A 25232-nucleotide genomic window follows, 5' to 3' on the forward strand; every position below is an offset into this window, starting at 1 on the left:
AGTGTGACGCTGCACGTACGGAATTGCGTCCTCGGAGGGGAAATTGGAAGATTCGGTGCTGTTCGCTGCCTTGTGGGTGGTGGCCGCTACTATCGTGGCCATGCTGCCGATGCGTCTGCAGTTCCCGCCGGGTATTGTGCTGTTCGTGTCAGCGCCTGCGTTGATCGTTTGGCTGGGTCATGATTTTGGCTGGTTCGTCTCTCTGCTGGCATCCGCGGCGTTTGCGTCCATGTTCCGTAATCCGATCCGTCATTACTGGCGCCGCTGGACGGGCCGGGAGGTTAGGGAATGAACTGGTCCATCGCCCTTGCCGCCCTTTGGGGAATTGCGGCAAATGTGCTGGCAATGATCCCGAGCAAAGACAGCCACTGGACGCGCGCCTATTTCCTGATCGCAGCCGGTATCCCGATTTTGGGCTATGTCACTTTGCAGAATGGTCCTTGGGTCGGCTTAATCGTATTGGTGGCTGGCATGTCTGTGCTGCGCTGGCCGGTGATTTACCTCACCCGTTGGACAAAGTCGAAAATGCAGGGCATGAAGGCGACCAACAAGTAATGGCCATATTCAGGAGGCCCCTATGGTCGACATCGCTACCTTCGCCTATCTGCCGCTGATATCCCTCATCTTTGGCGCCTTTGCCGGCTTTGTTGCCGGGCGCTGGATCGGCACCAGGGGTCTGCTGTGGCTGATCGGTTTGACCTCAGTCCTTGCGCTGGTGCTGATCGTGCTGTTGACAGGGGTCGGGACCGGCGAAGAAGAACAGGCCTTTGGCCCCTTCGTCTGGCTCACCGGAGCGGTTTTGCCTTTCCTGTTCGCAGTCATCATGGGCGGCGTCGGTGGACGCAGCATGGCCGGAAGAGCAAACACATGACCGATCTGCCAGTGGTCAGGGGGCGTCTTACGCAGGCCCGCCCCTTGAACGATCTCACCTGGCTGCGCGTCGGAGGACCTGCAGACTATTTGTTTCAGCCCGCTGATATCGAGGATTTGCAAGGTTTCCTAAAAGGATTACCCGGCGATGTCTTGGTTTTCCCAATGGGCGTTGGCTCGAACCTGATCGTCCGGGACGGTGGCCTGCGCGCTGTGGTGATCCGATTGGGTCGGGGGTTCAACGGTATTGAGGTTGACGGCAATATCGTAACCGCGGGCGCGGCGGCGCTGGACGCCCATGTGGCGCGTAAGGCAGCCGATGCGGGGGTAGACCTGACTTTTCTGCGCACAATCCCTGGTTCTGTCGGTGGTGCGGTGCGGATGAATGCGGGCTGCTACGGCAGCTACACGGCGGATGTACTGCGCAAGGCCACTATAGTTACCCGGCAGGGAGAGGTTGTGGACCTCAGCCCTGAAGAGTTGAATTTCCGCTATCGCCAATCCGACCTGCCTGAAGGCGCGGTGTTGATCTCGGCCTCGTTCGAAGGCCCTGTCGGTGACCCCGAGAAACTGCATGCACGCATGGCGGCGCAGTTGCAAAAACGCGACGAAACCCAACCCACCAAGGACCGCAGTGCAGGCTCAACCTTCCGCAATCCTGCGGGGTATTCCTCGACCGGGCGTGCAGACGATGTGCACGACCTAAAGGCATGGAAAGTGATCGATAATGCGGGGATGCGCGGCGCGACGCTTGGCGGGGCGCAGATGAGTCCAAAACACTCGAATTTCCTGATAAATACGGGTACTGCCACGGCTGCTGACCTCGAAGGTCTGGGCGAAGAGGTGCGAAAAAAGGTTTACGAAACAAGCGGCATCACGCTAGAGTGGGAAATCATGCGGGTCGGTGATCCGCTGAAAGAATAATGCCCCAGCCGTCAGACCAAAACATAAAAATTCAGGCGACGGATCAAAGGCATAACGCAGTACGGACCACCACATAAGGTCCGAAGATATTGAGGCGCACGAAGTGGGTAAGTCGAGCAGGACAAACCCCAAAGTGGCGGTATTGATGGGTGGCCCCTCGGCGGAACGCGAGGTGTCTCTCAGCTCTGGGCGCGAATGCGCAGCCGCCCTCAGGGGAGAAGGCTTTGAAGTGGTTGAGCTGGACGCAGGTCCCGACCTCTACGCGCGCCTTTTGGACATCAAGCCGAATGTGGTTTTCAACGCCCTGCATGGCCGCTGGGGCGAGGATGGATGCGTGCAAGGCTTACTTGAGTGGATGCGTATTCCCTACACGCATTCCGGTGTGCTGGCCTCGGCCCTGGCAATGGACAAGCAGCGCAGCAAAGAAGTGTATCAGGCCGAGGGCCTGCCGGTTGTGCCAAGCGTGATCGTAGCCAAGGTCGAAGTAATTGAAGCCCACGTGATGGAGCCCCCATACGTGGCCAAGCCCAACAACGAGGGCTCCAGCGTCGGTATCTATATCGTGCACGAAGGCTCCAACGGTCCTCCGCAGTTGTCGGATGAGATGCCCGAGTTCGTCATGGTAGAGAAATACGTGGCGGGCCGCGAACTGACTGTGACCGTGATGGGTGACCGTGCCCTGACCGTAACCGAGATCATGACTGATGGCGGCTGGTACGACTATGACGCCAAGTACAAGCCCGGTGGGTCGTGGCATGTTTTGCCAGCCGATATCCCGCAGGATATCTTTGATCGCTGCATGGACTACGCCTTGCGTGCGCACGCTGCGTTGGGGTGCAAAGGAGTGACTCGTACGGATTTCCGCTGGGACGACAGTAAAGGCGCAGACGGGTTGTTCCTATTGGAGACCAACACTCAGCCCGGTATGACGCCGACTTCTCTAGTGCCTGAGCAGGCTGAGCATTTCGGTATGACGTTCGGCCAACTCTGCGCGTGGATGGTGGAGGACGCCTCGTGCAACCGCTGAGAGCCACCCGTGCACCGGTGATCCACCGTTCCAAACCGCTGGCCGGTCCGGATGCGGATTTCGCCTCGGGCACGCGGCACGAGGCCGAACCCAAACTGCGTCTGAGCGGTGTGAAGCTGTTCGGTCGTAAGGCGCGGCACTTCGATCCGGCACCGTCACGGCTGAATTACCGTTTGCAACGCTGGATGCTTACGCCAGGTGTGCGGCGGGGCTTGAAGATCGGATTGCCGGTTCTGGCGGTGTGTGCCGCCGCCAGCATCTATTTCGGCTCGCAAGAGCGGCGCGAAGCGGTGTTGGCTTACGCTACGGGCATCAAGACTTCGATCCAGCAGCGGCCGGAATTCATGGTCAACCTGATGGCCATTGATGGTGCTGGCACGAACCTGTCTGAAGACATCCGCGAAGTTGTACCACTGGATTTCCCGATCAGTTCTTGGGATCTGGATGTTGAGCAGATCCGTGACACAATCACCGGACTAAATCCGGTCAAATCCGCCACCGTACGCGTGCGCCCGGGTGGTATCCTTCAAGTGGACGTGGTGGAGCGCCAGCCGGTTATCGTCTGGCGTACACGGCGCGGGATTGAGTTGCTGGACGATACCGGCTCGCATGTTGAGCGGATTGCCTCTCGTAAAGATCATCCGAACCTACCTCTGATCGCGGGCAGGGGGGCGGATGAGCACGTGACCGAGGCATTGGCTTTGTTGACCACCGCCCGCAGTTTGGGCGCTCGGGTGCGAGGCTTGGTGCGGATTGGCGAGCGGCGCTGGGATCTGGTTCTAGACCGAGGCCAGCGCATCATGCTGCCGACCGAACGTCCGGTGCGCGCGTTAGAGCGCGTTTTGGCCGTGAACGAAGTGCAGGACCTTTTGGAACGTGATGTGGCCGTGGTGGACATGCGCCTCGGTCAGCGACCGACCATCAGAATGACCAAAGCCGCCAGCGAAGACTGGTGGAATACAAAAGTGACAGTGGGTAACGGGCAATAACGACCATGATGACCGATCTTTATCAGTCCCAACGGGCCATGCGGCAGATGCGCAGACAGGCGATGCAACGCGGTGTCGTCGCTATTCTTGATGTGGGCAGTTCCAAGATTGCCTGCCTTGTGCTGCGGTTCGATGGTACAGATCGGCTGAGCGAGGATAACAGTATCGGATCGCTGGCTGGTCAGACCGGGTTTCGGGTCATTGGTGCGGCCACTACGCGGTCTCGCGGCGTACAGTTTGGTGAAGTTACCGCCATGCAGGAAACCGAACGAGCCATTCGCACCGCTCTGCAAGCTGCGCAGAAGATGGCAGATATTCGGGTCGATCACGTAATTGCTTGCTTTTCGGGGGCGAACCCACGTTCATATGGGTTGGATGCGCAAGTCGATCTTGATGGACAAGAGGTCACCGAGGCCGAAGTCGGCCGTGTCCTGAACGCTTGCGATGTGCCCGATTACGGAGTGGGTCGCGAAGTTTTGCACGCCCAGCCGGTGAACTTTGCATTGGATAACCGCTCGGGTCTTATCGATCCGCGCGGGCAGATGGGGCAGAGCCTCGCCGTGGATATGCATATGCTGACTGTCGATGCGGTGGCGATCCAAAACATCGTGCGCTGCATCAAGCGCTGCGATCTGGAACTGGCAGGGATTGCGAACTCGGCATACGTGTCGGGGATTTCCGCACTGGTCGAGGATGAGCAGGAACTGGGCGCGGCCTGTATTGATATGGGTGGTGGTACCACCAGCGTCTCGATCTTCATGAAGAAACACATGATCTACGCCGACTGTGTGCGAATGGGCGGCGATCACGTGACCGCCGATATCTCGATGGGGCTGGGCGTTCCGGCCTCGGTGGCTGAACGGATCAAGACCTTCAACGGTGGGGTTCACGCAACCGGTGCGGACGATCGCGATCTGATTGATATCGGTGGCGATACCGGCGATTGGGAACACGACCGCCGCACCGTTAGCCGCGCCGAATTGATCGGTATCATGCGCCCCCGCGTCGAAGAGATTCTGGAAGAAGTACGCGTCCGCCTGGATGCTGCGGGGTTTGAGCATATGCCCAGCCAGCAGATCGTGCTGACCGGAGGCGGTAGTCAGATCATGGGGCTGGATGGCCTTGCTACCCGCATTCTAGGTCAACGCGTCCGTCTGGGTCGCCCGCTGCGCGTGCATGGCCTGCCGCAATCTGCGACCGGGCCTGGTTTCTCGTCCGCGGTCGGTCTCAGCTTGTTCGCGGCGCATCCGCAGGACGAATGGTGGGATTTCGAAATCCCGGTCGACACCTACGCCGCGCGGCCTTTCAAGCGTGCGATGCGCTGGTTCCGTGACAATTGGTAAGGAGATAGGGCTTGGGGCGATTACCGTCTTCGCCCCATTTGCCGTTGATGCCCAAACCCGAATTACGCCCGAAGCCTTTCTCGATGCCGTTCAGGGCAAGACGGTCATGTTTCATGACTATCCCAGCGGGCTTCTCGTAGGCACTGAGGAATTTCTTAGCCCGACGCTCTCGGTCTGGCGGATGGAGGGGCGAGGTTGCGTTTATGGTCAGATCACAACTCCGGACGGTCAAATCTGCTTTTTGTACGACGATGATCCGGATGGCGTACCAGTATGCTGGTGGACCTTCGAGCACGAAGGTCGACTGATGGTACGATTAGCCAGTTTCAATCGGCGTGAAATTCAGGAAGTTCGAAGCATCACCGAAGACGGTTTAAACTGCCCAAGTGCCCCAATTAGCTAAAGAAATGGGTTGCAGCTGGCTGCAGTTTCCATCAAGATATCCACAAGGCCCGTCAGAGGCCTTGCGGCAGGACCTGAGCAGTTTTCCGCATTTTAAAACTGTAGAATCCTCAAGTGACAAGCATGTCAGCTGCGGCACATGCGTCGCACCAATTGTGGTGGATTGAGTTCTTTCCGCAACATGTCGCTATCAATGCAAAATACTGGTAACGACTGCCTTAATTCCTCCATATTTTGTGGAATCTGACCATTTTTGGCGTGACCTTTTAGGTTTCGAGCGGTAGGATTGTAGGCGGATAGGTAAGAAAAACACCGCTTTGGCGGGTCAATAAAACAGGCGGACAGAGCATGACATTGAATCTTTCGATGCCCGGGCACGACGAACTGAAGCCTCGGATTACAGTATTTGGCGTTGGCGGTGCAGGCGGCAACGCTGTCAACAACATGATTGAGAAACAGCTGGACGGCGTCGATTTCGTGGTCGCCAACACAGACGCGCAGGCACTGCAGCAAAGCCAGTCCTCGGCGCGGGTGCAGCTGGGCGTGAAAGTCACCGAAGGTCTGGGGGCAGGGGCCCGTCCGACCGTTGGTGCCGCAGCTGCCGAAGAAAGCATCGAACAGATTGTCGATCACCTGGCTGGCGCGCATATGTGTTTCATCACCGCCGGTATGGGTGGTGGCACCGGTACCGGTGCGGCTCCGATCATCGCGCAAGCCGCCCGTGAGCTGGGTGTGCTGACCGTCGGCGTCGTGACCAAGCCCTTCCAGTTTGAAGGTGCCAAGCGGATGCGTCAGGCCGAAGACGGTGTTGATGCGCTTCAAAAAGTTGTCGACACGCTGATCATCATTCCGAACCAGAACCTGTTCCGTCTGGCGAACGAAAAAACCACCTTCACCGAGGCGTTCTCGATGGCGGATGACGTTCTGTATCAGGGCGTTAAGGGTGTGACTGACCTGATGGTTCGTCCTGGCCTGATCAACCTCGACTTTGCTGACGTTCGGGCCGTGATGGACGAGATGGGCAAGGCGATGATGGGCACTGGCGAGGCCACTGGTGAAGACCGTGCAGTTCAGGCGGCCGAGAAGGCCATTGCCAACCCGCTGCTGGACGAAATCAGCCTCAAGGGTGCAAAGGGCGTGCTGATCAACATCACCGGCTCGCACGATCTGACCTTGTTCGAACTGGACGAGGCCGCCAATCGCATCCGTGAGGAAGTGGACCCCGAAGCCAACATCATCGTAGGCTCGACGCTGGATACCGCAATGGAAGGTGGTATGCGCGTTTCGGTTGTTGCCACAGGAATCGATGCCAGCGAAAAGAGCGAAGATGTCCCTGTTGCGCGCCGCACCATGTCGGCTCCGCTGACACGCACCGTTTCCGCAGAAGAGCCGCAGCAGGATGAGACCCCCGCTGTCGCGGCTGAAGAGGTTTCACCGCCCTCCCAGATCGAGGAAAATCGTGAGCCCTCGCTGTTCGAAACAGCAGAAGAACCGGCGCAATTCCAACGACAAGTTGAACAGGATGACGATGGCCTGCCACCGCCAGCCTATCAGCCGCGCGTCGCCGAGTTTGAGCCTACACCCGAGCCTGTCGAGCCTGCTCCGGAAAGCTTTGTTGCGCCGCAACCTCAGTCTGCCGCGGGTACGCCGTCACCGGAGGCGCTTCAGCGACTGCAAGCAGCTGTACAGAACGTTCCTGCGTCCGAACGTGGCCATACCGCGCCCCGTCCGCAGGCTCCGCAGCCGGCTCCTACTCCGCATGCTGATGCGCAGGATCGCCCACGTTTCGGCTTTAACCGCCTGATTGATCGCATGACCGGTCATGCCGCCGATACTCCGGCTCAGCCGGTTCGTCAGCAGCCTCCAATGCGCCAAGCTGACGCTACGGCACCTGCGCATGATGAGGCTGACCCTGAGCAGGATCGGATCGAAATTCCCGCCTTCCTGCGCCGTCAGGCTAACTGATCGCGGTAACAAATTAGCGATTTAGGGTCGCCATCTGGCGACCCTTTTCTTTTTAATTACTTGGCTTTAACTGATTGTAAGCAGGCTTTTGCCGATCTGTTACATTCATGTTTCATTCAGTTGCAAAGAGTGAGTTGAGCCTTGACGCTTGCTTCCTTAACTGAGTGTCCAACACGGACCGTATAGGCCGGACACCACTCACCGAGGTTCACCTTGCAACATACGCTCAAATCTCCGATCACGTTTAAAGGCGTCGGGCTGCACAGCGGTAAGCCTGCGACAATGATCCTGAAACCGGCAGCTGCCGGTCACGGCATCTGGTTCAAACGGACGGATATCGAGCTGGGCAATGCGTTGATCCCCGCGATCTATGATGTTGTGGAGCGCACCCCGCTTTGCACCCGTCTGGTGAATGATGCAAACGTATCGGTGTCGACTGTCGAGCATATCATGGCCGCCCTTGCAGGATGCGGCGTGCACAACGCGCTGATCGAGATCGACGGCCCTGAAGTTCCGATCATGGACGGCTCCTCGATCGATTTTGTGCGTGGTATTATGGCAAAGGGTGTGCGCCGCCAGGCCAGCCCGGTTCTGGCGTTTGAAGTGCTTAAGCCTGTGACTGCCTCGCGCGAGGGGGCCAGAGCGTCAATCGCACCAGCGGATGGGCTAATCATCGACTTCCATATCGACTTTGATGACGGCGCCATCGGGACGCAGACCAAGACTCTGGATATGCGCAATGGCTCGTTCGCGCGTGAACTCAGCGATTGCCGCACGTTCTGCCGTCGCACCGATGTTGAAGCGATGCGCGAAAACGGTTTGGCCTTGGGTGGCACGTTGGAAAACGCGGTTGTTGTTCAAGGCGACGAAGTTTTGACTCCGGGCGGGTTCCGCCATGCGGATGAAGCTGTTCGTCACAAAATGTTGGATGCCTTGGGTGACCTGTATTTGGCAGGTGGTCCTATTCTTGGTCATTTCACCGGTGATAAATCGGGCCACGCGATGACCAACACGCTGCTGCGTAAGCTGTTTGAAACACCCGGCGCTGTGCGTCCGGTTCTGTGCACCCCCGAAATGGCTGCGCGGTTGCCGGGGCAGGGTCTTGTCTGGAACGAAATCCCCGAAGTTGCTTAAGTAGATCAACTCGGCCGACAATTCCGCTAGTGGGCTTACTAAGGCGTTTTGCCCCGGAATTATATATGCTAGACCAAGGGCCAATCCGGGGTTTGCCCCGCTAAGCAAGACGACAAGGATAGGCGGAATGGTTGGCACCAAAGCGGCAGTCAGATTCGCAGGCGCGATTCTTCTGGCAGCAGTTTTGACGGCATGCGGCGACAAAGGCGCAGACCGCGATCAGAACCTGGAAGGGTTCACCCCCGAACAGATTTACACGCGCGGTGAATACGAGCTGTCGCAGAATCGCTCGGACGATGCAGCGTGGTACTTCTCAGAGGTCGAGCGTCTGTATCCCTATTCCGATTGGGCGAAACGGGCGCTGATCATGCAAGCGTTCTCGTATCACACAGACAAGAATTACGAGGAAAGCCGGGCTGCTGCACAGCGCTATATCGACTTCTATCCGACGGATGAAGACGCGGCTTATGCGCAATATCTTCTTGCACTCAGCTATTATGACCAGATTGATGAGGTCGGACGCGACCAGGGTCTGACTTTTCAGGCGCTACAATCGCTGCGCACGGTCATTGAGGTCTATCCCGACAGTGAATACGCGACCTCGGCTGTGCTGAAGTTCGATCTTGCGTTTGACCATCTGGCCGGAAAAGAGATGGAGATCGGCCGTTATTACTTGCGTCAGGACCATTACACTGCGGCCATCAACCGCTTCCGCGTAGTGGTTGAGGATTTCCAGACCACCTCGCACACGGCTGAGGCGCTCTATCGTCTGATCGAGGCCTATCTGTCTCTGGGGTTGGTGGATGAAGCGCAGTCGGCTGGTGCCATTCTCGGCTATAACTACCAATCGTCCGAGTGGTACGACGCGGGTTATAAGCTGCTGACCTCACGTGGGTTGGAGCTTAAGAGTCGGGGCAATAACTGGCTCAGCCAGATCTACCGCCAGACGGTCAAAGGTGAATGGTTGTAATCGCCATGACTAAAGGCGTGGGACGCTAAGACCCGATGCTGCGTGCCCTTGATATTCGCGACATGCTGATTATTGACCGGCTGGAATTGACGTTTCAGCCGGGCTTGAATGCGTTGACCGGCGAAACCGGCGCGGGCAAGTCGATCCTGCTGGATTCACTGGGTTTTGTACTGGGCTGGCGTGGGCGGGCTGAACTGGTCCGCCAGGGGGCAGCGCAGGGTGAGGTAGTCGCCGAGTTTGAACTGGATCCCGATCACCCCGCCCACGCGGTTCTGGCGGAGGCCGGTCTGCCCGGTGGCGAGGAACTGATCCTGCGTCGGATAAACACGGCTGAAGGGCGCAAAACGGCTTGGGTGAATGACCGCCGCTGTTCCGGCGAGGTGCTGCGAGCTCTGTCCGAGACGCTAATCGAATTACACGGCCAGCACGATGATCGCGGATTGCTAAATCCGCGCGGCCACCGTGCCATGCTGGATGACTATGCTGGGGCGGGGGAGCACATTGCCACCGTGCGTGCTGCATGGGCCGAAATGTCCCGCGTGCGCAAGGCTCTGGCCGAGACCGAGGCAACTCTTGCGGCGATGCGGGCCGAGGAGGAATTCCTGCGTCATGCCGTAGCCGAACTTGACAAGCTGGACCCACAGCCGGGTGAGGACGCGGAACTCGACGCCCGCCGTCGGATGATGCAAGGGGCAGAACGCATCCGTGATGATGTAGCGCGCGCCTTTGAGTTGCTGGGTGGCGAGGGGGCCGAAGGCGCAATGTCCGATGCCGTGCGTTGGCTGGAAGGTGTCTCTGAAAATGCAGGTGGGCAACTTGAGAGTCCGATCGCCGCGCTCGGTCGTGCTTTGATCGAATTAGGTGAGGCGCAGGACGGTGTGAATGCGTGCCTTCAGGCGCTGGATTTTAACCCGGCAGAGCTTGAGGCGGCTGAAGAGCGCCTGTTCGCCATTCGCGCGTTGGCACGCAAGCATGATGTGGCCCCGGACGATCTTGGGGCATTTGCCGACACGCTGCGCGACCGTCTGAACCGGTTGGACGCGGGAGACGCCGACCTGGCTGACCAACGTGCAGCGGTTGACGCCGCTCAGTTTGCTTATGATAAGGCCGCCGCTGAACTCAGCGCCGCGCGCCAGCAGGCGGCCGGACAACTGGACGCGGCCGTAATGGCCGAACTCGCACCGCTGAAAATGGAACGTGCGGTGTTTCAGACTGAAATCACTGCCTCAGATGCTGGCCCAGAAGGCAAGGATGCGGTTGCTTTCACCGTTGCTACCAATCCGGGTGCGCCGTCCGGGCCGCTGAACAAGATCGCCTCGGGCGGCGAGCTAAGCCGCTTCCTGCTGGCGCTCAAGGTCTGTCTGACCGGTGACGATAGCGCTCGTACCATGATTTTCGACGAGATCGACCGGGGCGTCGGTGGAGCCACTGCCGATGCGGTGGGTCGCCGTCTCGCGTCGCTGGCGCAGGGCGGACAGGTTCTGGTGGTCACGCATTCACCGCAGGTCGCTGCTCGTGCAGCGCACCACTGGAGGGTGCAGAAACAGGTGAGTGACGGGCAGACGCTGTCGACGGTGATTCCGCTGGCCGATCCCGACCGGGTGGACGAAATCGCACGCATGGTCGCCGGTGACACAATCACCGACGAAGCCCGTGCCGCCGCCCGGGCCCTGTTGGATGCCTGACGCCATTCTGCCGCTTTCCAGTTCGCAATCCGTCGCGATCCCACTTTTATAAGGGCGCTCCGTGGCTTACTAAGGGTTATGTATTGATCCCCGAGGGCCAATGACCCAATCGACCCGCACCGTTTTGCGCAACCAACTCAATCAGGCTCTGGCCGCGATGAAGGATGCGTGGCGGGTGATGTTGCGGCGTGGACCCAGCCAGATTCAATTTTGGTTCATTGCGCTGGCCATCGGAATCGCGGCGGGCTTCATGGCGCTGGGGTTTCGCAAGGCGATCAGCGCGCTGCAAGCTTATGTCTACGATACTGATGACATCCTGCTGCTGCACAGCCACGCTGAGAAACTGCCGTGGTTCCTGATCCTGATAACACCGATAATTGGTGGCCTCGTCGTTGGCATCATCTTGCACAAATTTACCGATGACGGGCGTGTACGCTCAGTTGCGGACGTGATCGAAGGTGCCGCGCTGACAAATGGCCGGGTCGAGGGGAAGGCAGGGATTGCCTCGTTCTTCGCTTCGCTGATCACACTCAGCACTGGTGGATCGAGTGGGCGAGAGGGCCCGGTGGTGCATATGGCCGGTGTAATCTCGACCTGGGTCAGCGAACGTATCCATGCGGATGGTATTACGGGACGCGATCTATTGGGGTGTGCCGTGGCGGCGGCTGTGTCGGCCAGCTTCAACTCACCCATCGCGGGCGCACTGTTCGCGCTTGAGGTCGTGTTGCGCCACTTTGCCGTGCACGCCTTTGCCCCCATCGTCATCGCTTCGGTCGCGGGGACGGTGATCAACCGGCTGGAATATGGCGATGTGACCGAATTCGTTCTGGAAACCCCTGGGTCACTGCAATTCTATGTCGAACTTCCTGCGTTTCTGATCCTCGGCCTGATATGCGGGCTAGTCTCTCTGCTGCTGATGCGTTCGATTTTCTTTGCCGAGGATATTGGTTCCCATATCCAAAACCGATTGTCCCTACCACGCTGGTTGCGTCCGGCAGTGTCCGGGGCGATGCTGGGCCTGCTGGCGATCTGGTTCCCGCACATCATCGGCGTGGGGTATGAAACGACCACCCGCGCCTTGGCAGGCGACCTTACGCTAACCGTTGCAATTCTGTTTGCAGTGATCAAGACAGTGGCCCTTGCCATTACCATGGGAGGTCGCATGGGTGGCGGGGTGTTTTCGCCCTCGCTGATGATCGGAGCGTTGACCGGGTTGGCTTTCGGCCTCATCGCTACCGGACTGCTGCCGGATGTGTCGGGCACGCATACGCTCTATGCCTTTGCCGGTATGGGCGCTGTGGCCGCCGCCGTCTTGGGCGCACCGATCTCCACCACCATGATCGTTTTCGAACTGACCGGAGATTGGCAGATCGGTATCGCGGTGATGGTCTCTGTTTCAATGTCCACGGCGCTGTCCTCGCGCCTGGTGGATCGGTCTTTCTTCCTGACTCAGCTGGAACGACGCAATGTGCATCTGGCAGCAGGTCCGCAGGCTTACTTGCTCGCGATGTTGCGCGCCGGGGCAGTGATGCGGCCCATCGGAGATGCGCGGTCGATCACAAGAGAGCAGGCAAATGAACTGATCGAACAAGGCCTCTGCGTGCAGGCCAGCGCCACGCTGGAGGCCGCGATGCCCTATTTCGATCATGATGAGATACCGTGCATCCCGGTCGTGGTGATCGATGGCGAAGGCAATGAAAATCCTGTCGGTGCTTTATATCACATTGATGCGCTCAAAGCGTATAACCGAGCGCTGGCAGCGACGGCGGCTGAGGAGCATTCCTAGCTTTTACGGCGCTGCCCGACAAATCTCATTTTTGAAGCTTGCGGCGGCAAATTGTAGACCCTCTTTCACCGCTCGGGCTGCACACCTAATCGCCGCCGCGGCTAAGAACCTTCGGTACAACGGTTGTCAGAAAATCAATGTCGGTTGAGGCAAGGGTCTAGATTTGCTCGACCTTAACCGACTCCACTGGATAGAACGCCACATAGCCTTTGATCTCGGCCATAGCGGCGACCGGATTTTCGTAGCTCCACGCAGCGTTTTCAGTCACCGACGACTTATTGACGATCGAGAAGTGCGTAGCGTCCCCTTTATGAGGGCAATGGGTGACCTTGTCGCTTGAGTCCAGAAATGCCATGGCAATGTCTGAACGGGGGAAATAGATCACGGGGGGCAGATCGCCCTCGGCCAGCTCCAGCGCGTCATTGCTTTCGCCCAGTACGGCGCCGCCTGAACGGACGCTCCATTTACCCGGAGCCTTGCGGATCGTGATCTCAGTCATTTTTCTTACCTCGTCTTCTTTGGGCCTCTCCTCTGCCCGGTATATGTAACAGATCGGTGTCAGATCGGAGCGGTTGCGGCATCCAACCACAGTTGTGCGTCATCGCCCAGCCTTGGCCTGATTTTTTCCGTAACGTCGCGATGGTAGTTATTCAACCAATCACGTTCTGCCGACGTGAGCATCTCGACCACGATCAGGCGCCGATCAATCGGAACAGAGGTCAGCGTGCGCCAGTTCAGCATGGCGCGTTCGTCGTCACCACCCGGCAGGGCAGGGGCCTCTTGTACAACCACGAGGTTCTCGATGCGGATGCCAAAGGCACCCTCGCGGTAATATCCCGGTTCGTTGGACAGGATCATGCCGGGCTGTAAGGGCACATGACTGGTTTTGGAAAGGCGCTGGGGGCCTTCGTGAACGCTTAGGTATGCGCCAACACCGTGCCCGACGCCGTGGTTGAAATCCTGCCCCGCGGCCCAAAGCGGTGCCCGCGCTACTCCTTCGATGTCACGCCCAGCCAACCCGACCGGCCAGCGCAGCATGGACATGTTGATCATGCCCTTCAAAACCCGGGTGAAACAGGCTTTTTCCTCATCCCCCACGTCGCCGATGGCAATGGTACGCGTAATGTCAGTGGTGCCGTCCAGATACTGTCCGCCGCTGTCCAGGACCAAAATGTGCCCATCTTCCAGGATGCTGTCGGTCTCTTCGGTCACGCGGTAATGCATGATCGCGCCGTTCGGGCCAGTGCCAGCGATGGTGTCGAATGAGATATCCTGCAGCGCGTTATCCTTGCGGCGGTTCTCTTCAAGCCGGGTGACCACCCGCGTCTCAGTCAGGGTGCCAGGGGCTTGTGCATCCAGCCAGCAGAGCGTTTCCACGACTGCTACGGCGTCTCGCAGATGCGCCTCGGCGCTGCCAGCGATTTCTGCTTGGTTCTTACAGGCCTTGGGCAGAGCGCAAGGGTCCCCGCCATCGACCATCCGACCCGAAAGCACATCCGCAACCGCCTGGGGCAGTATTCCAAGATCGACCTGAACTTTCCCCTCCAGCGCCGCGACAGCGTCTAGAAAAGACTCCGGTTCGTACAGAGAAACCTGATTTCCCAAGTTCACGGTCAGCTTTTCCTTGGCCATGAACAAATCGATTCGGCCGTCGGCGTGCAGAATGGCAAACCCATGCGCCACCGGGTTGTACCCTATGTCCGAGCCACGAATGTTCAGCAGCCACATGATCGAATCCGGCAGGGTAATCACGGCTGCTGAACACCCTGCCTCGCGTAGACCTTCGGCTAGGCGCGAAATCTTGCTGTCCGCAGTTTCACCTGCAAATTCAATCGGATGCGACTTGACCGGGTTCATCGGAGGGGCTGGCTGATCCTCCCATACCCGATCCACAAGGTTTTCGCAGCGCACCAACTGGATACTGCTGTCCGCGAGGTCTTTTTGTGCGCTCGTGATCTGACTTGCAGCGTGCAACCAAGGGTCAAAGCCGATCTTGCCGCCGTCAGGCAGTTGTTCATTCAGCCAAGTGCTCAGGCTGATTTCGGGCCACGGTACGGGAGTAAATTCGGTCGCGACCTGAGCCTTGACCTGTGTTCGATAGCGTCCATCAACGAACACACCGGCCACATCAGTCAATACCGCACAAAAACCTGCCGAGCCGGTAAATCCCGTCAACCATGCCAACCGCTCATCCCGAGGTGCCACGTATTCACCCTGATGGGCATCCGCGCGAGGGATCAGGAAACCATCCAGTCCTTCTCTTGCCATGACGCCCCGCAGAGCAGCCAGCCTTGGTGGACCCTGTTCCGGGCGCGCCGTCACCTCAAAGGACTGAAACATCACATACCTCTCCCAAGTGGGGCTTCACCCCTTCATCTTTTGGAAAATACTCCCGCCGGAGGCAAGGCCAGCTTTAGCTGGCCTTTTTCATCCCCATCACCCGCGCCCGCGCACGGGGGTCACTGTCGAATAGAGCTGCCAGTTGCTCGGTCATCGCGCCAGCCAACTGTTCGACATCGGTGATCGTCACCGCGCGGTCGTAGTAACGGGTCACATCGTGGCCGATACCAATGGCCAACAGTTCCACCATCTTGCGCTTTTCCACCATCGCAATCACATCGCGAAGATGTTTTTCCAGATAGTTCGCTGGGTTGACGCTGAGCGTTGAGTCATCGACTGGCGCGCCATCAGAAATCACCATCAGGATCTTGCGCTGCTCGCGCCGCGCCAGCATCCTGCGGTGCGCCCATTCCAGTGCCTCACCGTCGATGTTTTCCTTCAGCAACCCCTCTTTCATCATCAGGCCCAGATTGGCCCGCGCCCGCCGCCATGGCGCATCCGCGCCCTTATAGATGATGTGGCGCAGATCGTTCAGGCGCCCCGGCTGTTGCGGGCGGCCGTCATTCAACCAAGCCTCACGCGCTTGACCACCTTTCCACGCCCGCGTGGTAAAGCCCAAAATCTCAACCTTCACATTGCAGCGTTCCAGCGTCCGCGCCAGAACATCGGCGCAGACCGCTGCAATCGAGATCGGGCGCCCGCGCATCGACCCGGAGTTGTCCAGCAGAAGGGTCACCACCGTATCGCGGAACTCGGTGTCTTTCTCGACCTTGAAGCTCAGCGGAGTGGTCGGGTTTGCGACAACACGAGCCAAACGGCCAGCATCCAGAATTCCTTCCTCACGGTCGAACTCCCAGCTGCGGTTCTGTTGTGCCTGCAATCGGCGTTGCAGTTTGTTGGCGAGGCGGCTGACGGCACCCTTCAATTGATCCAGCTGTTGATCCAGATAGGCGCGCAGCCGTTCCAGTTCGGCGGCTTCCGCCAAGTCTTCGGCCGCGATCTCTTCGTCGAAACTGTTCAGGTAAACCTTGTAATCCGGGTCGGCTTCAGAGGCCGGCGGCGGGGCAGGCGGTTCCATCGGGGCCTCGCCATCCGGCATCTCGGCCTCATCCGTCAGCTCTTCTTCGGACATATCGTCCATTGAAACCTGAGCCTGAGACTGATCCTGCTGCTCTTCCTGAGTTTGCTCAGGTGTCGCGTCGGCGTCCTGTTCGTCCTGATCGTCCTGACCGGTGCTGTCGGGATCCTGCTGCTCTTCGGCGTTTTCTTCAGCCTGATCTTCCTGCTCGTCGTCAAGCTCATCTGGGTCATCGCCCAGCTGATCGCCATAGCCCAGATCCTTGATCATCTGGCGCGCAAACTTGGCGAATTCTGCCTGATCCGAGAGGATTTCGTCGAGGTTCTCCAGCGTTCCGCCAGCCTGTTCTTCGATAAACCCACGCCAAAGGTTCATGATGTTCTCTGCCGCAGGCGGCAAATCGCGCCCTGTCGCCAGATGACGGATCAAAAAGCCCGCAGCAACCGACAGAGGTGCATCTGCTGGCTGTTTGCACTGGTCATACCCACGTCGCAGCGCCTCGTGCCCGATCTTGACGTCGATATTCGAGGCTGTGCCGGGCATATCCCGCGCGCCCATCGCTTCGCACCGGGCTACTTCCATCGCTTCATACAAATCGCGCGCCATATCGCCCGGAGGAGCATAGCGCGCATGTGTCGCGTCATCATGGTACTTGCGTTGCAAAGCAAGGGCATCAGCCGTGCCACGGGCCAGCAGAACCTCTTCTCGTGTCATCCGACGCGAAACCTGAGGCAACCGCATGGACTCGCCCGACAAGCCCGACGGATCGACTGTGTAGGAAACGTTCAGTTCGGGATCATCGGCCATCACTTTGGTGGCTTCGGCCAAAGCTTTCTTGAACGGATCAGCGGGGTTGTCGTTTGGTTTAGACAATGAACGTGCTCCAGATCATTGCTGCAATAAAGAGTGTAAGGTACTCCCAGCGCAGCCGTGTCAGGTGGACATATTGAGACGCTGTCATGTCCGCCGGTGATGTCTTCTTCCAATCTACTTTGTCAAAAAGCCAAATTGAATCAAGAGCGACCCAACTGGAAGCTATGACAAAGAGATTTTTCACCCCAAACTTGCGCTTGCCGCGCTTTCCGGCAGTTCCTCATCAAAGCAACGCTGATAGAACTCGGCCACGGTCTGGCGTTCCAACTCGTCACATTTGTTCAGGAAGGACAGGCGGAAGGCATAGCCGACATCGCGGAAGATCTCGGCGTTCTGGGCCCAGTTGATCACGGTCCGCGGGCTCATCACGGTGGACAGATCGCCGTTCATGAAGGCGGTTCGGGTCAGATCGGCTACGGTGACCATTTGGCTGACGGTTTTGCGGCCCTTTTCGGTGTTATAGTGCGGTGCCTTTGACAGCACGATCATCGTCTCGGCGTCATGGCTGAGGTAGTTCAGCGTCGACACCAGCGACCAGCGGTCCATCTGCGCTTGGTTGATCTGCTGCGTGCCGTGATAGAGGCCGGTGGTGTCGCCCAGACCGACGGTGTTGGCGGTCGCAAACAGGCGGAAGTTCGGGTTTGGCGTGATGATCTCATTCTGGTCCAGCAGGGTGAGCTTGCCGTCGTGCTCCAGCACGCGCTGAATCACGAACATCACGTCGGCGCGGCCCGCGTCGTACTCGTCGAATACAATAGCGACAGGGTTGCGCAGAGCCCAGGGCAGGATGCCTTCGTGGAACTCGGTCACCTGCTTGCCGTCACGCAGTTTGATTGCATCCTTACCGATCAGGTCGATCCGGCTGATGTGGCTATCCAGGTTCACACGTACAGCGGGCCAGTTCAGACGGGCCGCGACCTGTTCAATATGGGTCGACTTACCAGTGCCGTGATAACCCTGAATCATTACGCGGCGGTTATGGGCAAAGCCTGCCAGAATCGCCAACGTGGTTTCAGGGTCAAACTTGTAGGTGTGGTCGATGGCCGGCACGCGATCACTGGCTTCAGCAAAGCCTTTGACGCTCATGTCGGTATCAATACCGAACACGTCACGGACCGAGATCTCTTCGGTGGGTTTTGCGTTGATATCAATCGATCCGTCAGCCATTCGTCTTGTCCTTATCCTTTGGCCCGTATTGCCGGGTCTGAACCCGTGTGTGGTGCAACATATTGCGGGCAAGGGCAAGGGAAAGCCGCCCGCGCCATAAAGTCGGCAAGTCTTTCTTTGAAACTGGCCTTATCGGCGCGCGCTCTGATCAGTCAAGAAGCGCATCGCGTACCCGTATCAGGCTTCGTTCATCAAAAAGCATGGGGTGGATTGCATGTAGTCTTGAAGCATCCGGCCATAGCCTGCAACAGCCAGCGTTCCTCGTTGAGAACAAATAGGAAGTAAGTCACGAAGAGGGTCGCAGCGAGGCCCAACGTTACCAACGATCCACTCGCAATGCCCAACCCTATCGCGGCGAGAACCGAGGTTACGCATTGCGGGTTGCGCGAATAGGCGTTCATCCCACTTGCTATCAGCCCATCGCTTTCACAATAGGTGTTGTCGATGCCAGGGAAACGATTATCCCAAAAGAAAAAAGCATGACCGGCATGCCGATTGCATACCGCATCCAGTGGCTCCAGCCGTTCATTCAAACCGCGGACAGCGCGAAGACAACCGTGGCCCCGCAAAACAGCCGGAATTGACCAAAGGCCGTGTGATGCCGCCAACTGTGGGCGCTGGGCCACAGGCATAGTTGGGGCAGGCGCAGGTTCAGAGTTAGATAGGTGCTCAGCAACAGGGCTGTGCTCATGGCTGATAACAAAGCAATCGCGTGTACAGGGTAAATGGCGTGTTACATATCGCGTTCCGCTCGGGGCAGGTTACTATCTGATATGGGGCAATGGTTTGGCCCATGTGACAAGCCGTAACGGGTATTTGTAACAAATTTAGTGAACAGCTGCAGAACGAGCGCGGTCAAAGTAATCTTAAGCGCGTTACGAGCAAAATTTTTTTGAGTTGTTAGATGAGAAAACCAAAATGTTAAATTTGGGTTAATTTGAAGTTTTGTAGGCTGCCCGAAACGGGTCTGACTGGGAATTTTTTGTGCGAGAGTTAATGAGTAAAAGAACCAGCCGTGGAGGCATGTTCGCCCCGTTCGTGCAAATTGGCGCGCCTTTTCTGACATCAGTTCGTAAAGAGGGCGCGTTCGATGGCGTTTGATGTTCTTCTCCATACCGTGCACACAACCGGTCCGGGCAACTTGGTCGTTCAGGACACGACTCAGGCGGCAATTGTTGATGGAGACACGATCTCGTTTGACGGAGGCCTTACGTTTCAGACCTATACCTACCTTGGGCAAGGTTTCAGGGATGGTTCGGGAGAATCCGGGGAGTTCATTCAGGTCAATGGACAAATTTACGCTTGGGATACCGACAACCCAACAGGCTCGATGTCTACAGGCAACTGGAAAATTACCGAGGGCGATCTCAACCCGGATAGTCCACCGTGTTTTGTAGCCGGTACTCTGATCGAAACTGAGGCAGGCCCGCGACCGGTCGAAGAATTGTCAGTTGGCGACAGGGTTTGCGTGTCCAATGGCCAAACACTGCCGATAATGTGGATCGGGAAACGAACACTCAGCGCGCAGACTTTGCGCCTCCAACCAAAGTTCCGGCCTGTACTCATCAAGCGCAACGCACTGGGCAAAGGCTTGCCTGACCGTGATCTGTACGTGTCGCCGCAGCATCGGATCGTAATTGAAGGATGGCGGGCCGAGTTGCTGTTCGGCGAGCCGATGGTCTTCTCTGCCGCGATCCATCTGGTCAATGATGATACAATTCGCCAGATTCAGGTTGATGGCCCTGTGACCTACTTTCATATAGCTTGTGAACGACACACCATTCTGACCTCACATGGATTGCGTAGTGAGAGTCTGTATCTTGGTGACAGGGTCTCAAGTTCTTTTGGTAAGAAAGACCTAGATGAACTCCGCGCGCTTTTTCCGGAATTGACCGAAGGAGTGGCAACACAGAGAACCAGACTACGCTGCCTGAAACGCCCCGAAGCGCAAGCGCTAAGGGGCATGTTCTCAGAGTAGCGCGGAGTTTATTTAAAGTTCCGGCTGTCCTTGATCTGATCCCAGGCCCAGACGACCTCTTGCAACTGCTCTTCCTGCGAGCGGTCGCCGCCGTTCATGTCCGGGTGCAAGACCTTGATCAGCTTCTTGTAGGCCTTGCGCACCTCGGCTTTGGTCCAGCTGTCGTTGGCCTCCAGAATCTCAATCGCGCGGCGCTCGGTGGGGGGCAGGCGACGACCGCCGCCGCCAGAGGTGCGGCCCTTGTTCTGTGTGCTGTTCGCACCAAGCACCTGATGCGGGTCCTCGATGCCCAAGCGAGCCCAGGCGCGCGCCTCGGGGTCGCCCATGGGTTTGGTCTCTCGCTCCCACACTTTGTCCTTGGAGCGCTGCGCGTTCAGCTCGGCTTCGGTGGTGCCGTCGAAGAAGTTCCACTTGTTGTTGTATTCGCGGACGTGCTGCTGGCAGAACCAGAAAAAGTCGTCCAGTACATCAGGTGCTTTGGGTGCACGGAACTTGCCGGGTTCGTTGCATCCCTCGTGATCGCAGATACGCGTCGAGGTTTCAGACGCGCCGGACATACCCCGACGCCCGCGCGGGTTCTTTTTCTTGGCGCTGGAAACGGACATATCGAATCCAAAGGGGTCTGATTTCGTCATGCTCTGATCCTTACGAACACATCTTTTCGACTCGGAGGCAGCAGTTTAGTCTAAGCAGCCGAAAGTAGAAGAGGGGAGGCGGTAAAATTTTTACCGCTGAGCGAAAAAATGACTGTTACCGATGAAATCCGAACCCGCCTGCAGGCAGCGTTTGACCCGCGCGAGCTGGAAGTTGTCGATGACAGCGAAAGCCACCGTGGTCACGCCGGGTATCAGGAGGGTGGTGAAAGCCATTTCAACATCCGCATCCGCGCCAGTGCGTTCGAGGGCCAATCTCGCGTCGCCCGCCATCGCGCGGTCCACAAGGCGCTGGGCGATATCGTGCCGCGCATTCACGCCTTGGCGCTGGATATCGGAGTCTGAATTCTGCTCGCCAATGGAATTTCGCTGAGGGCCGAGGATGAAAAAGGACTTTTCAGATGGCCGACATCACACTCGAAACCACATTGACATGCCCACTGTGCGGACACGTTGAATCTGAAATGATGCCTACGGACGCGTGTCAGTGGTTTTACGAATGCAAGTCGTGCAATGAGCTTCTAAAGCCTTTGGAGGGCGATTGCTGTGTGTACTGTTCTTTTGGCACAGCGCCATGCCCGCCAAAACAAGAGGGTAAATCCTGCTGTCAATGACCGTGCGCCTTCCTGTGAAGGCTATGCGTTGGTTTCTGAGGGTCAGGTTTTGTCCTGAGGGTCAATTATCAGCGGCTCCGCTTTGGCTTCACTGCCTTTCAAAGACAGTGGTGGCTCTTTGACTTCCTCAGAAATCGGTGCAGGTGCGACAACCGTATCCGGACCTGCAATCGGGCGCGCCTGTGCCACGTCCTCGGACACTTCCTCCGGATCTGGTGTTACGCTGGCCTCAACCGCCCGTCGGAATACCAGAACATTGCGCCAGTTTACGGTCGAACTGGTCAAACCCGCGCGTTCCTCGCTGGGGAGAAGTTCAGCGCGCTGGTATTCCCAACCGTCCTGGCCCATCTGGTTCAGCACCTGTTCGACCGATGCGGCAAACCGGCCTTCAGCGGTTTTCTCACCCTTGGCCTTGATGCCTTTTTGCGGGGCGGGGACAACTTTGTATTCGTAGCGCTGCATCGGTTTTTCCTGGTTGTCGGTTCCCGGCAATCTAACATGCTGGCGATTTTGGGAAAGTCATCATCGCGCGGAAAGAGGCGGAAAAGAAAAACGGCGGGGTTTTGCGCAAACCCCGCCGTCAGCGTGTCAATCTCGGACCGGATTACGATCCTAGCTTTTGGCTGACCAGCTCATTCACCGCCTTCGGGTTGGCCTTGCCGCCGGTGGCTTTCATCACCTGACCGACGAACCAGCCCGCCAGTTTCGGGTTCACCTTGGCCTTTTCAACCTGTGCCGGGTTGGCGGCAATGATCTCATCCAGAGCGGCCTCAATCGCACCAGTGTCCGTCACTTGCTTCATGCCCCGCTCTTCGACGATCTGCGCCGGGTCACCGCCTTCGGTATAGACGATTTCGAACAGATCCTTGGCGATCTTGCCCGAGATGGCGTCCGACGAGATCAAGTCGATGATGCCGCCCAGCTGCGTGGGCGAAACGGGCGACTCGGTGATGTCGTGATCTTCTTTTTTCAGACGGCCGAACAACTCGTTGATAACCCAATTCGCGGCCAGCTTACCGCTCCGGCTTTTGGCGACTTCTTCAAAATAAGCTGCGGATTCCACCTCGGCGGTCAGAACCGAGGCGTCATAGTCGGTCAGGCCGAATTCGCTGATGAAGCGCGCCTTCTTGTCGTCGGGCAGTTCAGGCAGGTTGGCGGCGATATCGTCCACCCACGCTTGCTCAATCTCCAGCGGCAGCAGATCGGGGTCAGGGAAATAGCGGTAGTCGTGCGCCTCTTCTTTGGACCGCATTGAGCGGGTCTCGCCCTTGTCCGGATCGTACAGGCGGGTTTCCTGCTCGACCTCGCCACCGGCTTCAACGATGGCGATCTGGCGGCGGGCTTCGACCTCGATCGCTTGCTGGATAAAGCGCATCGAGTTCATGTTCTTGATCTCGCAGCGGGTGCCCAGATGCGAGAAATCCTGAGTTTCCTGATACTTCTCATAGGCACCGGGCAAGCAGATCGAAACGTTCACGTCCGCCCGCAGATTGCCGTTCTGCATGTTGCCGTCGCAGGTGCCCAGATAGCGCATGATCTGACGCAGCTTGGCGATATAGGCGGCGGCCTCTTCGGGGCCACGAATGTCAGGGCGGCTGACGATCTCCATCAGGCAAACGCCGGTCCGGTTCAGGTCGACGAAGGACATATGCGGGTCCATGTCGTGGATGGATTTGCCCGCGTCCTGTTCCATGTGGATGCGTTCGATGCGGACCATGCGTGCGGTGCCGTCACCCATCTCGACCAGCACTTCGCCTTCGCCCACAATGGGGTGGTAGAGCTGCGAAATCTGATAGCCCTGCGGCAGGTCAGGGTAGAAGTAGTTCTTGCGGTCAAAGGCCGATTTCAGGTTGATATCCGCCTTCAGGCCAAGACCGGTACGTACGGCCTGTTCAACACAGTATTCGTTGATCACCGGCAGCATTCCCGGCATCGCCGCGTCCACGAAGGCCACGTTCGAGTTCGGCTCGGCCCCAAACTGTGTTGACGCACCCGAAAACAGCTTGGCATTGGATGAGACCTGAGCGTGCACCTCCATCCCGATCACCAGTTCCCAATCGTGCTTGGCCCCGGCAATGGTTTTGGGTTTGGGCATTTCGTATGTCAGGTCGAGCATGGCGCGCCTCATATCCGCAGAAGTCTAAGCCAGCGTATTAGGCCCGGCGCGATCTAGGGGCAAGGGGGAATTCAGTGCTGAGACAGGCGCAATCCCGACGGGGTGAAGGTCACGTCCATGCCGCTGCGCAGTTCTTCGCGGAACAGATCTCTGATGGCGCGCAGCGCATCGCGCTGACCCCGGGCCGCGAACCGCTCGGCCGAGTTGACGCGGGCGCTGTTGTTGAACCCGTTCGCGGCATGAGCCCAGATCAGAGGGTGTAGTTCAGTTAAATGATCACGGATCAACCAATTGGCTGCATCATGAATCTGTGCGCGCACCAGATCGGCATTTTCATTCAAACCCAATCCGTTTTGGATTGTGATCGCGCAATAAGCCGACAGCATATTTACGGTCGGCTGGTCTGGTCGACGGCGCAGGATGTCTTGCAGACCTTCCAGAAAGTACTCCACATCCAGCCGTGCGCAGGCCTCTTCGTCCAGTGCAATGGCATCAAATTGCACCCACGTATATCCTCCGGCGCCCCAGATCTCCTGGGTGCGCGCCGCATTGCGCAGCGCTTGAACCTCGAGCTCATCATAGCTTCCGAAATACCGAGGCAGCAGGTGGGTGCCCATGGCTCGCATGTGGCGTTGATTGTGCGGGTCCAATGTGATCAGCCGTTCATATTCGTCCGCTACACGTAGGTTTGTATTCCGCTGACCAACCAGCAGGGCGCAGCCCGCTGCCGCGATCATGGGGCTGTTCGGAGCGGCGGCACGGCACTTCGGCAAAAGCGCCGCTGCCCTGTCGAAATGTGCCGCGCAGCGCGACCGGTGTAGCGGCGGCAATGTTGCGTCCGCTGCGGTTCCTCGCCATGCCCAAGCCAGATCGATATGTGCTAAGGCGACCACCAAAGCGATCATAGAGTCATCCGGATGCGCGCGCATTTCGTCTTCAAGCTCGGAAATGCCGCACAGCACGTCGTACTCACACAGGGCGTTCATGTCCGTCAGGGCGTGCTCAACCGCCAGAACAACGTCGGACCGAGCGCCAAAGGCCAGCAATTCTGCGACCGGCGTACCATCTGGCGTACAGGTGCGCGCTTCATCAGCCTCGCGCATCTGCCGGGACAGTTCTGACCAGCGATCCTGTCTGGCCAGGCTGCGACCGCGCTCAATGGTTTCATGCGCACCGAAATCTTCAGCCTGGATATCAGCAAGTGGAATATTCAGCTGCCCTTTGTCCGGCATTGCCGCGTTCACGGGGCAATTCAGCACGCGCATTTCTTGCGTTGATTGACTAGAGGACAATGAAGATCGGGCATGACGTGCCCTGA

Annotated in this window: 26 protein-coding genes; 16 read left to right on the plus strand and 10 right to left on the minus strand. The window is 58.1% G+C overall.

Going from position 1 to position 25232, the window contains the following annotated elements:
* Nucleotides 1-43 precede the first annotated feature (43 nt).
* The 13 genes from ABLN94_RS04805 (at nucleotide 44) to ABLN94_RS04865 (ending at nucleotide 13095) form a co-directional block, all read left to right on the plus strand.
* The gene (locus ABLN94_RS04805; RefSeq protein WP_352989795.1) at nucleotides 44-292 is read left to right on the plus strand and encodes a DUF2484 family protein; all 249 of its coding nucleotides are present in this window, start codon (nucleotides 44-46) and stop codon (nucleotides 290-292) included.
* Nucleotides 289-555, plus strand: a complete 267-nt coding sequence (locus tag ABLN94_RS04810; RefSeq protein WP_170489823.1) for a DUF2484 family protein — start codon at nucleotides 289-291, stop codon at nucleotides 553-555. Before ABLN94_RS04805 ends, ABLN94_RS04810 begins: the two co-directional genes overlap by 4 nt.
* 22 nt (nucleotides 556-577) lie before the next feature.
* A complete protein-coding gene (locus tag ABLN94_RS04815) occupies nucleotides 578-871 on the plus strand; it encodes a hypothetical protein (RefSeq protein WP_352989797.1) in 294 nt (97 codons plus the stop codon).
* Entirely contained in the window at nucleotides 868-1794 is a 927-nt protein-coding gene (murB, locus tag ABLN94_RS04820) for a UDP-N-acetylmuramate dehydrogenase (protein WP_352989798.1), read from the plus strand. The genes ABLN94_RS04815 and murB overlap by 4 nt, the downstream gene beginning before the upstream one ends.
* A 103-nt stretch (nucleotides 1795-1897) precedes the next feature.
* Entirely contained in the window at nucleotides 1898-2821 is a 924-nt protein-coding gene (locus tag ABLN94_RS04825) for a D-alanine--D-alanine ligase (RefSeq protein WP_352989800.1), read from the plus strand.
* On the plus strand, nucleotides 2809-3810 hold the full coding sequence (locus tag ABLN94_RS04830; protein ID WP_352989801.1) for a cell division protein FtsQ/DivIB: 1002 nt from the start codon (nucleotides 2809-2811) through the stop codon (nucleotides 3808-3810). The genes ABLN94_RS04825 and ABLN94_RS04830 overlap by 13 nt, the downstream gene beginning before the upstream one ends.
* Before the next feature lie 8 nt (nucleotides 3811-3818).
* Entirely contained in the window at nucleotides 3819-5153 is a 1335-nt protein-coding gene (gene ftsA / locus ABLN94_RS04835) for a cell division protein FtsA (RefSeq protein ID WP_170490351.1), read from the plus strand.
* On the plus strand, nucleotides 5140-5556 hold the full coding sequence (locus ABLN94_RS04840) for a hypothetical protein (protein ID WP_352989803.1): 417 nt from the start codon (nucleotides 5140-5142) through the stop codon (nucleotides 5554-5556). Before ftsA ends, ABLN94_RS04840 begins: the two co-directional genes overlap by 14 nt.
* 347 nt (nucleotides 5557-5903) lie before the next feature.
* Nucleotides 5904-7520: a cell division protein FtsZ gene (ftsZ, locus tag ABLN94_RS04845; protein WP_352989804.1), complete on the plus strand. Its 1617-nt coding sequence runs from the start codon at nucleotides 5904-5906 to the stop codon at nucleotides 7518-7520.
* A 213-nt stretch (nucleotides 7521-7733) separates the two neighbouring features.
* Nucleotides 7734-8654 (plus strand): UDP-3-O-acyl-N-acetylglucosamine deacetylase, encoded by a 921-nt coding sequence (lpxC, locus tag ABLN94_RS04850; protein ID WP_352989807.1) that lies wholly within the window; start codon nucleotides 7734-7736, stop codon nucleotides 8652-8654.
* A gap of 127 nt (nucleotides 8655-8781) precedes the next feature.
* Nucleotides 8782-9624: an outer membrane protein assembly factor BamD gene (locus ABLN94_RS04855; protein ID WP_352989810.1), complete on the plus strand. Its 843-nt coding sequence runs from the start codon at nucleotides 8782-8784 to the stop codon at nucleotides 9622-9624.
* Nucleotides 9625-9659: 35 nt separating this feature from the next.
* Nucleotides 9660-11309, plus strand: a complete 1650-nt coding sequence (gene recN / locus ABLN94_RS04860) for a DNA repair protein RecN (protein ID WP_352989812.1) — start codon at nucleotides 9660-9662, stop codon at nucleotides 11307-11309.
* 100 nt (nucleotides 11310-11409) lie between these two features.
* Entirely contained in the window at nucleotides 11410-13095 is a 1686-nt protein-coding gene (locus ABLN94_RS04865) for a chloride channel protein (RefSeq protein ID WP_352989815.1), read from the plus strand.
* Nucleotides 13096-13252: 157 nt separating this feature from the next.
* Here ABLN94_RS04865 and ABLN94_RS04870 read toward each other — a convergent pair whose 3' ends face one another.
* The 6 genes from ABLN94_RS04870 to ABLN94_RS04895 all read right to left on the minus strand — a co-directional run bounded on the left by ABLN94_RS04870 (nucleotide 13253) and on the right by ABLN94_RS04895 (nucleotide 19244).
* The gene (locus ABLN94_RS04870; RefSeq protein WP_170489789.1) at nucleotides 13253-13594 is read right to left on the minus strand and encodes a DUF427 domain-containing protein; all 342 of its coding nucleotides are present in this window, start codon (nucleotides 13592-13594) and stop codon (nucleotides 13253-13255) included.
* Between the two features lie 59 nt (nucleotides 13595-13653).
* Complete coding sequence (locus ABLN94_RS04875; protein ID WP_352989819.1) at nucleotides 13654-15435, minus strand: aminopeptidase P family protein; 1782 nt, start codon at nucleotides 15433-15435, stop codon at nucleotides 13654-13656.
* Nucleotides 15436-15508: 73 nt separating this feature from the next.
* On the minus strand, nucleotides 15509-17386 hold the full coding sequence (gene cobT, locus ABLN94_RS04880) for a cobaltochelatase subunit CobT (RefSeq protein WP_352989821.1): 1878 nt from the start codon (nucleotides 17384-17386) through the stop codon (nucleotides 15509-15511).
* Nucleotides 17387-17566: 180 nt separating this feature from the next.
* Nucleotides 17567-18553, minus strand: coding sequence for a cobaltochelatase subunit CobS (gene cobS / locus ABLN94_RS04885; protein ID WP_170489780.1), 987 nt, complete (start codon nucleotides 18551-18553; stop codon nucleotides 17567-17569).
* A 191-nt stretch (nucleotides 18554-18744) separates the two neighbouring features.
* Entirely contained in the window at nucleotides 18745-18954 is a 210-nt protein-coding gene (locus ABLN94_RS04890) for a methyltransferase family protein (protein ID WP_352989823.1), read from the minus strand.
* A gap of 128 nt (nucleotides 18955-19082) precedes the next feature.
* Entirely contained in the window at nucleotides 19083-19244 is a 162-nt protein-coding gene (locus tag ABLN94_RS04895) for a hypothetical protein (RefSeq protein WP_352989826.1), read from the minus strand.
* A gap of 399 nt (nucleotides 19245-19643) precedes the next feature.
* On the opposite strand from ABLN94_RS04895, the gene ABLN94_RS04900 reads away from it, so the two are divergent.
* Nucleotides 19644-20531, plus strand: a complete 888-nt coding sequence (locus ABLN94_RS04900) for a Hint domain-containing protein (RefSeq protein WP_352989828.1) — start codon at nucleotides 19644-19646, stop codon at nucleotides 20529-20531.
* A gap of 8 nt (nucleotides 20532-20539) precedes the next feature.
* Here the strand turns inward: ABLN94_RS04900 and ABLN94_RS04905 are convergent, their stop codons facing one another.
* Entirely contained in the window at nucleotides 20540-21166 is a 627-nt protein-coding gene (locus tag ABLN94_RS04905) for a J domain-containing protein (RefSeq protein ID WP_170422646.1), read from the minus strand.
* Between the two features lie 108 nt (nucleotides 21167-21274).
* Here ABLN94_RS04905 and ABLN94_RS04910 point away from each other — a divergent pair, with 108 nt between their 5' ends.
* Together ABLN94_RS04910 and ABLN94_RS04915 are read left to right on the plus strand one after the other, a co-directional pair.
* Nucleotides 21275-21529 (plus strand): BolA family protein, encoded by a 255-nt coding sequence (locus tag ABLN94_RS04910; RefSeq protein ID WP_352989831.1) that lies wholly within the window; start codon nucleotides 21275-21277, stop codon nucleotides 21527-21529.
* Between the two features lie 56 nt (nucleotides 21530-21585).
* The gene (locus ABLN94_RS04915; protein ID WP_352989834.1) at nucleotides 21586-21798 is read left to right on the plus strand and encodes a GDCCVxC domain-containing (seleno)protein; all 213 of its coding nucleotides are present in this window, start codon (nucleotides 21586-21588) and stop codon (nucleotides 21796-21798) included.
* A gap of 42 nt (nucleotides 21799-21840) precedes the next feature.
* On the opposite strand, the gene ABLN94_RS04920 is transcribed toward ABLN94_RS04915, so the two are convergent.
* The 3 genes from ABLN94_RS04920 to ABLN94_RS04930 form a co-directional block, all read right to left on the minus strand.
* Nucleotides 21841-22260, minus strand: a complete 420-nt coding sequence (locus ABLN94_RS04920) for a DUF4177 domain-containing protein (protein ID WP_352989837.1) — start codon at nucleotides 22258-22260, stop codon at nucleotides 21841-21843.
* Nucleotides 22261-22402: 142 nt separating this feature from the next.
* Nucleotides 22403-23914 carry an Asp-tRNA(Asn)/Glu-tRNA(Gln) amidotransferase subunit GatB gene (gene gatB, locus ABLN94_RS04925; RefSeq protein WP_352989839.1) on the minus strand — a complete coding sequence of 504 codons (1512 nt, stop codon included), beginning with the start codon at nucleotides 23912-23914 and terminating at the stop codon, nucleotides 22403-22405.
* A gap of 71 nt (nucleotides 23915-23985) precedes the next feature.
* Nucleotides 23986-25179, minus strand: coding sequence for a hypothetical protein (locus tag ABLN94_RS04930; protein ID WP_352989842.1), 1194 nt, complete (start codon nucleotides 25177-25179; stop codon nucleotides 23986-23988).
* Between the last annotated feature and the right edge of the window lie 53 nt (nucleotides 25180-25232).

The sequence above is a fragment of the Ruegeria sp. SCP11 genome, assembly GCF_040329455.1.
GTDB lineage: Bacteria > Pseudomonadota > Alphaproteobacteria > Rhodobacterales > Rhodobacteraceae > Ruegeria > Ruegeria atlantica_E.

Bases quoted from the DNA above. Each gene is read 5' to 3' on its own strand.
- ABLN94_RS04810 (WP_170489823.1), top strand. From the start codon at position 289: ATGAACTGGTCCATCGCCCTTGCCGCCCTTTGGGGAATTGCGGCAAAT.
- ABLN94_RS04815 (WP_352989797.1), top strand. From the start codon at position 578: ATGGTCGACATCGCTACCTTCGCCTATCTGCCGCTGATATCCCTCATC.
- murB (WP_352989798.1), top strand. From the start codon at position 868: ATGACCGATCTGCCAGTGGTCAGGGGGCGTCTTACGCAGGCCCGCCCC.
- ftsA (WP_170490351.1), top strand. From the start codon at position 3,819: ATGACCGATCTTTATCAGTCCCAACGGGCCATGCGGCAGATGCGCAGA.
- ftsZ (WP_352989804.1), top strand. From the start codon at position 5,904: ATGACATTGAATCTTTCGATGCCCGGGCACGACGAACTGAAGCCTCGG.
- ABLN94_RS04855 (WP_352989810.1), top strand. From the start codon at position 8,782: ATGGTTGGCACCAAAGCGGCAGTCAGATTCGCAGGCGCGATTCTTCTG.
- recN (WP_352989812.1), top strand. From the start codon at position 9,660: ATGCTGCGTGCCCTTGATATTCGCGACATGCTGATTATTGACCGGCTG.
- ABLN94_RS04865 (WP_352989815.1), top strand. From the start codon at position 11,410: ATGACCCAATCGACCCGCACCGTTTTGCGCAACCAACTCAATCAGGCT.
- ABLN94_RS04870 (WP_170489789.1), bottom strand. From the start codon at position 13,594: ATGACTGAGATCACGATCCGCAAGGCTCCGGGTAAATGGAGCGTCCGT.
- ABLN94_RS04875 (WP_352989819.1), bottom strand. From the start codon at position 15,435: ATGTTTCAGTCCTTTGAGGTGACGGCGCGCCCGGAACAGGGTCCACCA.
- cobS (WP_170489780.1), bottom strand. From the start codon at position 18,553: ATGGCTGACGGATCGATTGATATCAACGCAAAACCCACCGAAGAGATC.
- ABLN94_RS04890 (WP_352989823.1), bottom strand. From the start codon at position 18,954: ATGAACGCCTATTCGCGCAACCCGCAATGCGTAACCTCGGTTCTCGCC.
- ABLN94_RS04895 (WP_352989826.1), bottom strand. From the start codon at position 19,244: ATGAGCACAGCCCTGTTGCTGAGCACCTATCTAACTCTGAACCTGCGC.
- ABLN94_RS04900 (WP_352989828.1), top strand. From the start codon at position 19,644: ATGGCGTTTGATGTTCTTCTCCATACCGTGCACACAACCGGTCCGGGC.
- ABLN94_RS04905 (WP_170422646.1), bottom strand. From the start codon at position 21,166: ATGACGAAATCAGACCCCTTTGGATTCGATATGTCCGTTTCCAGCGCC.
- ABLN94_RS04910 (WP_352989831.1), top strand. From the start codon at position 21,275: ATGACTGTTACCGATGAAATCCGAACCCGCCTGCAGGCAGCGTTTGAC.
- ABLN94_RS04915 (WP_352989834.1), top strand. From the start codon at position 21,586: ATGGCCGACATCACACTCGAAACCACATTGACATGCCCACTGTGCGGA.
- ABLN94_RS04920 (WP_352989837.1), bottom strand. From the start codon at position 22,260: ATGCAGCGCTACGAATACAAAGTTGTCCCCGCCCCGCAAAAAGGCATC.
- gatB (WP_352989839.1), bottom strand. From the start codon at position 23,914: ATGCTCGACCTGACATACGAAATGCCCAAACCCAAAACCATTGCCGGG.
- ABLN94_RS04930 (WP_352989842.1), bottom strand. From the start codon at position 25,179: ATGCGCGTGCTGAATTGCCCCGTGAACGCGGCAATGCCGGACAAAGGG.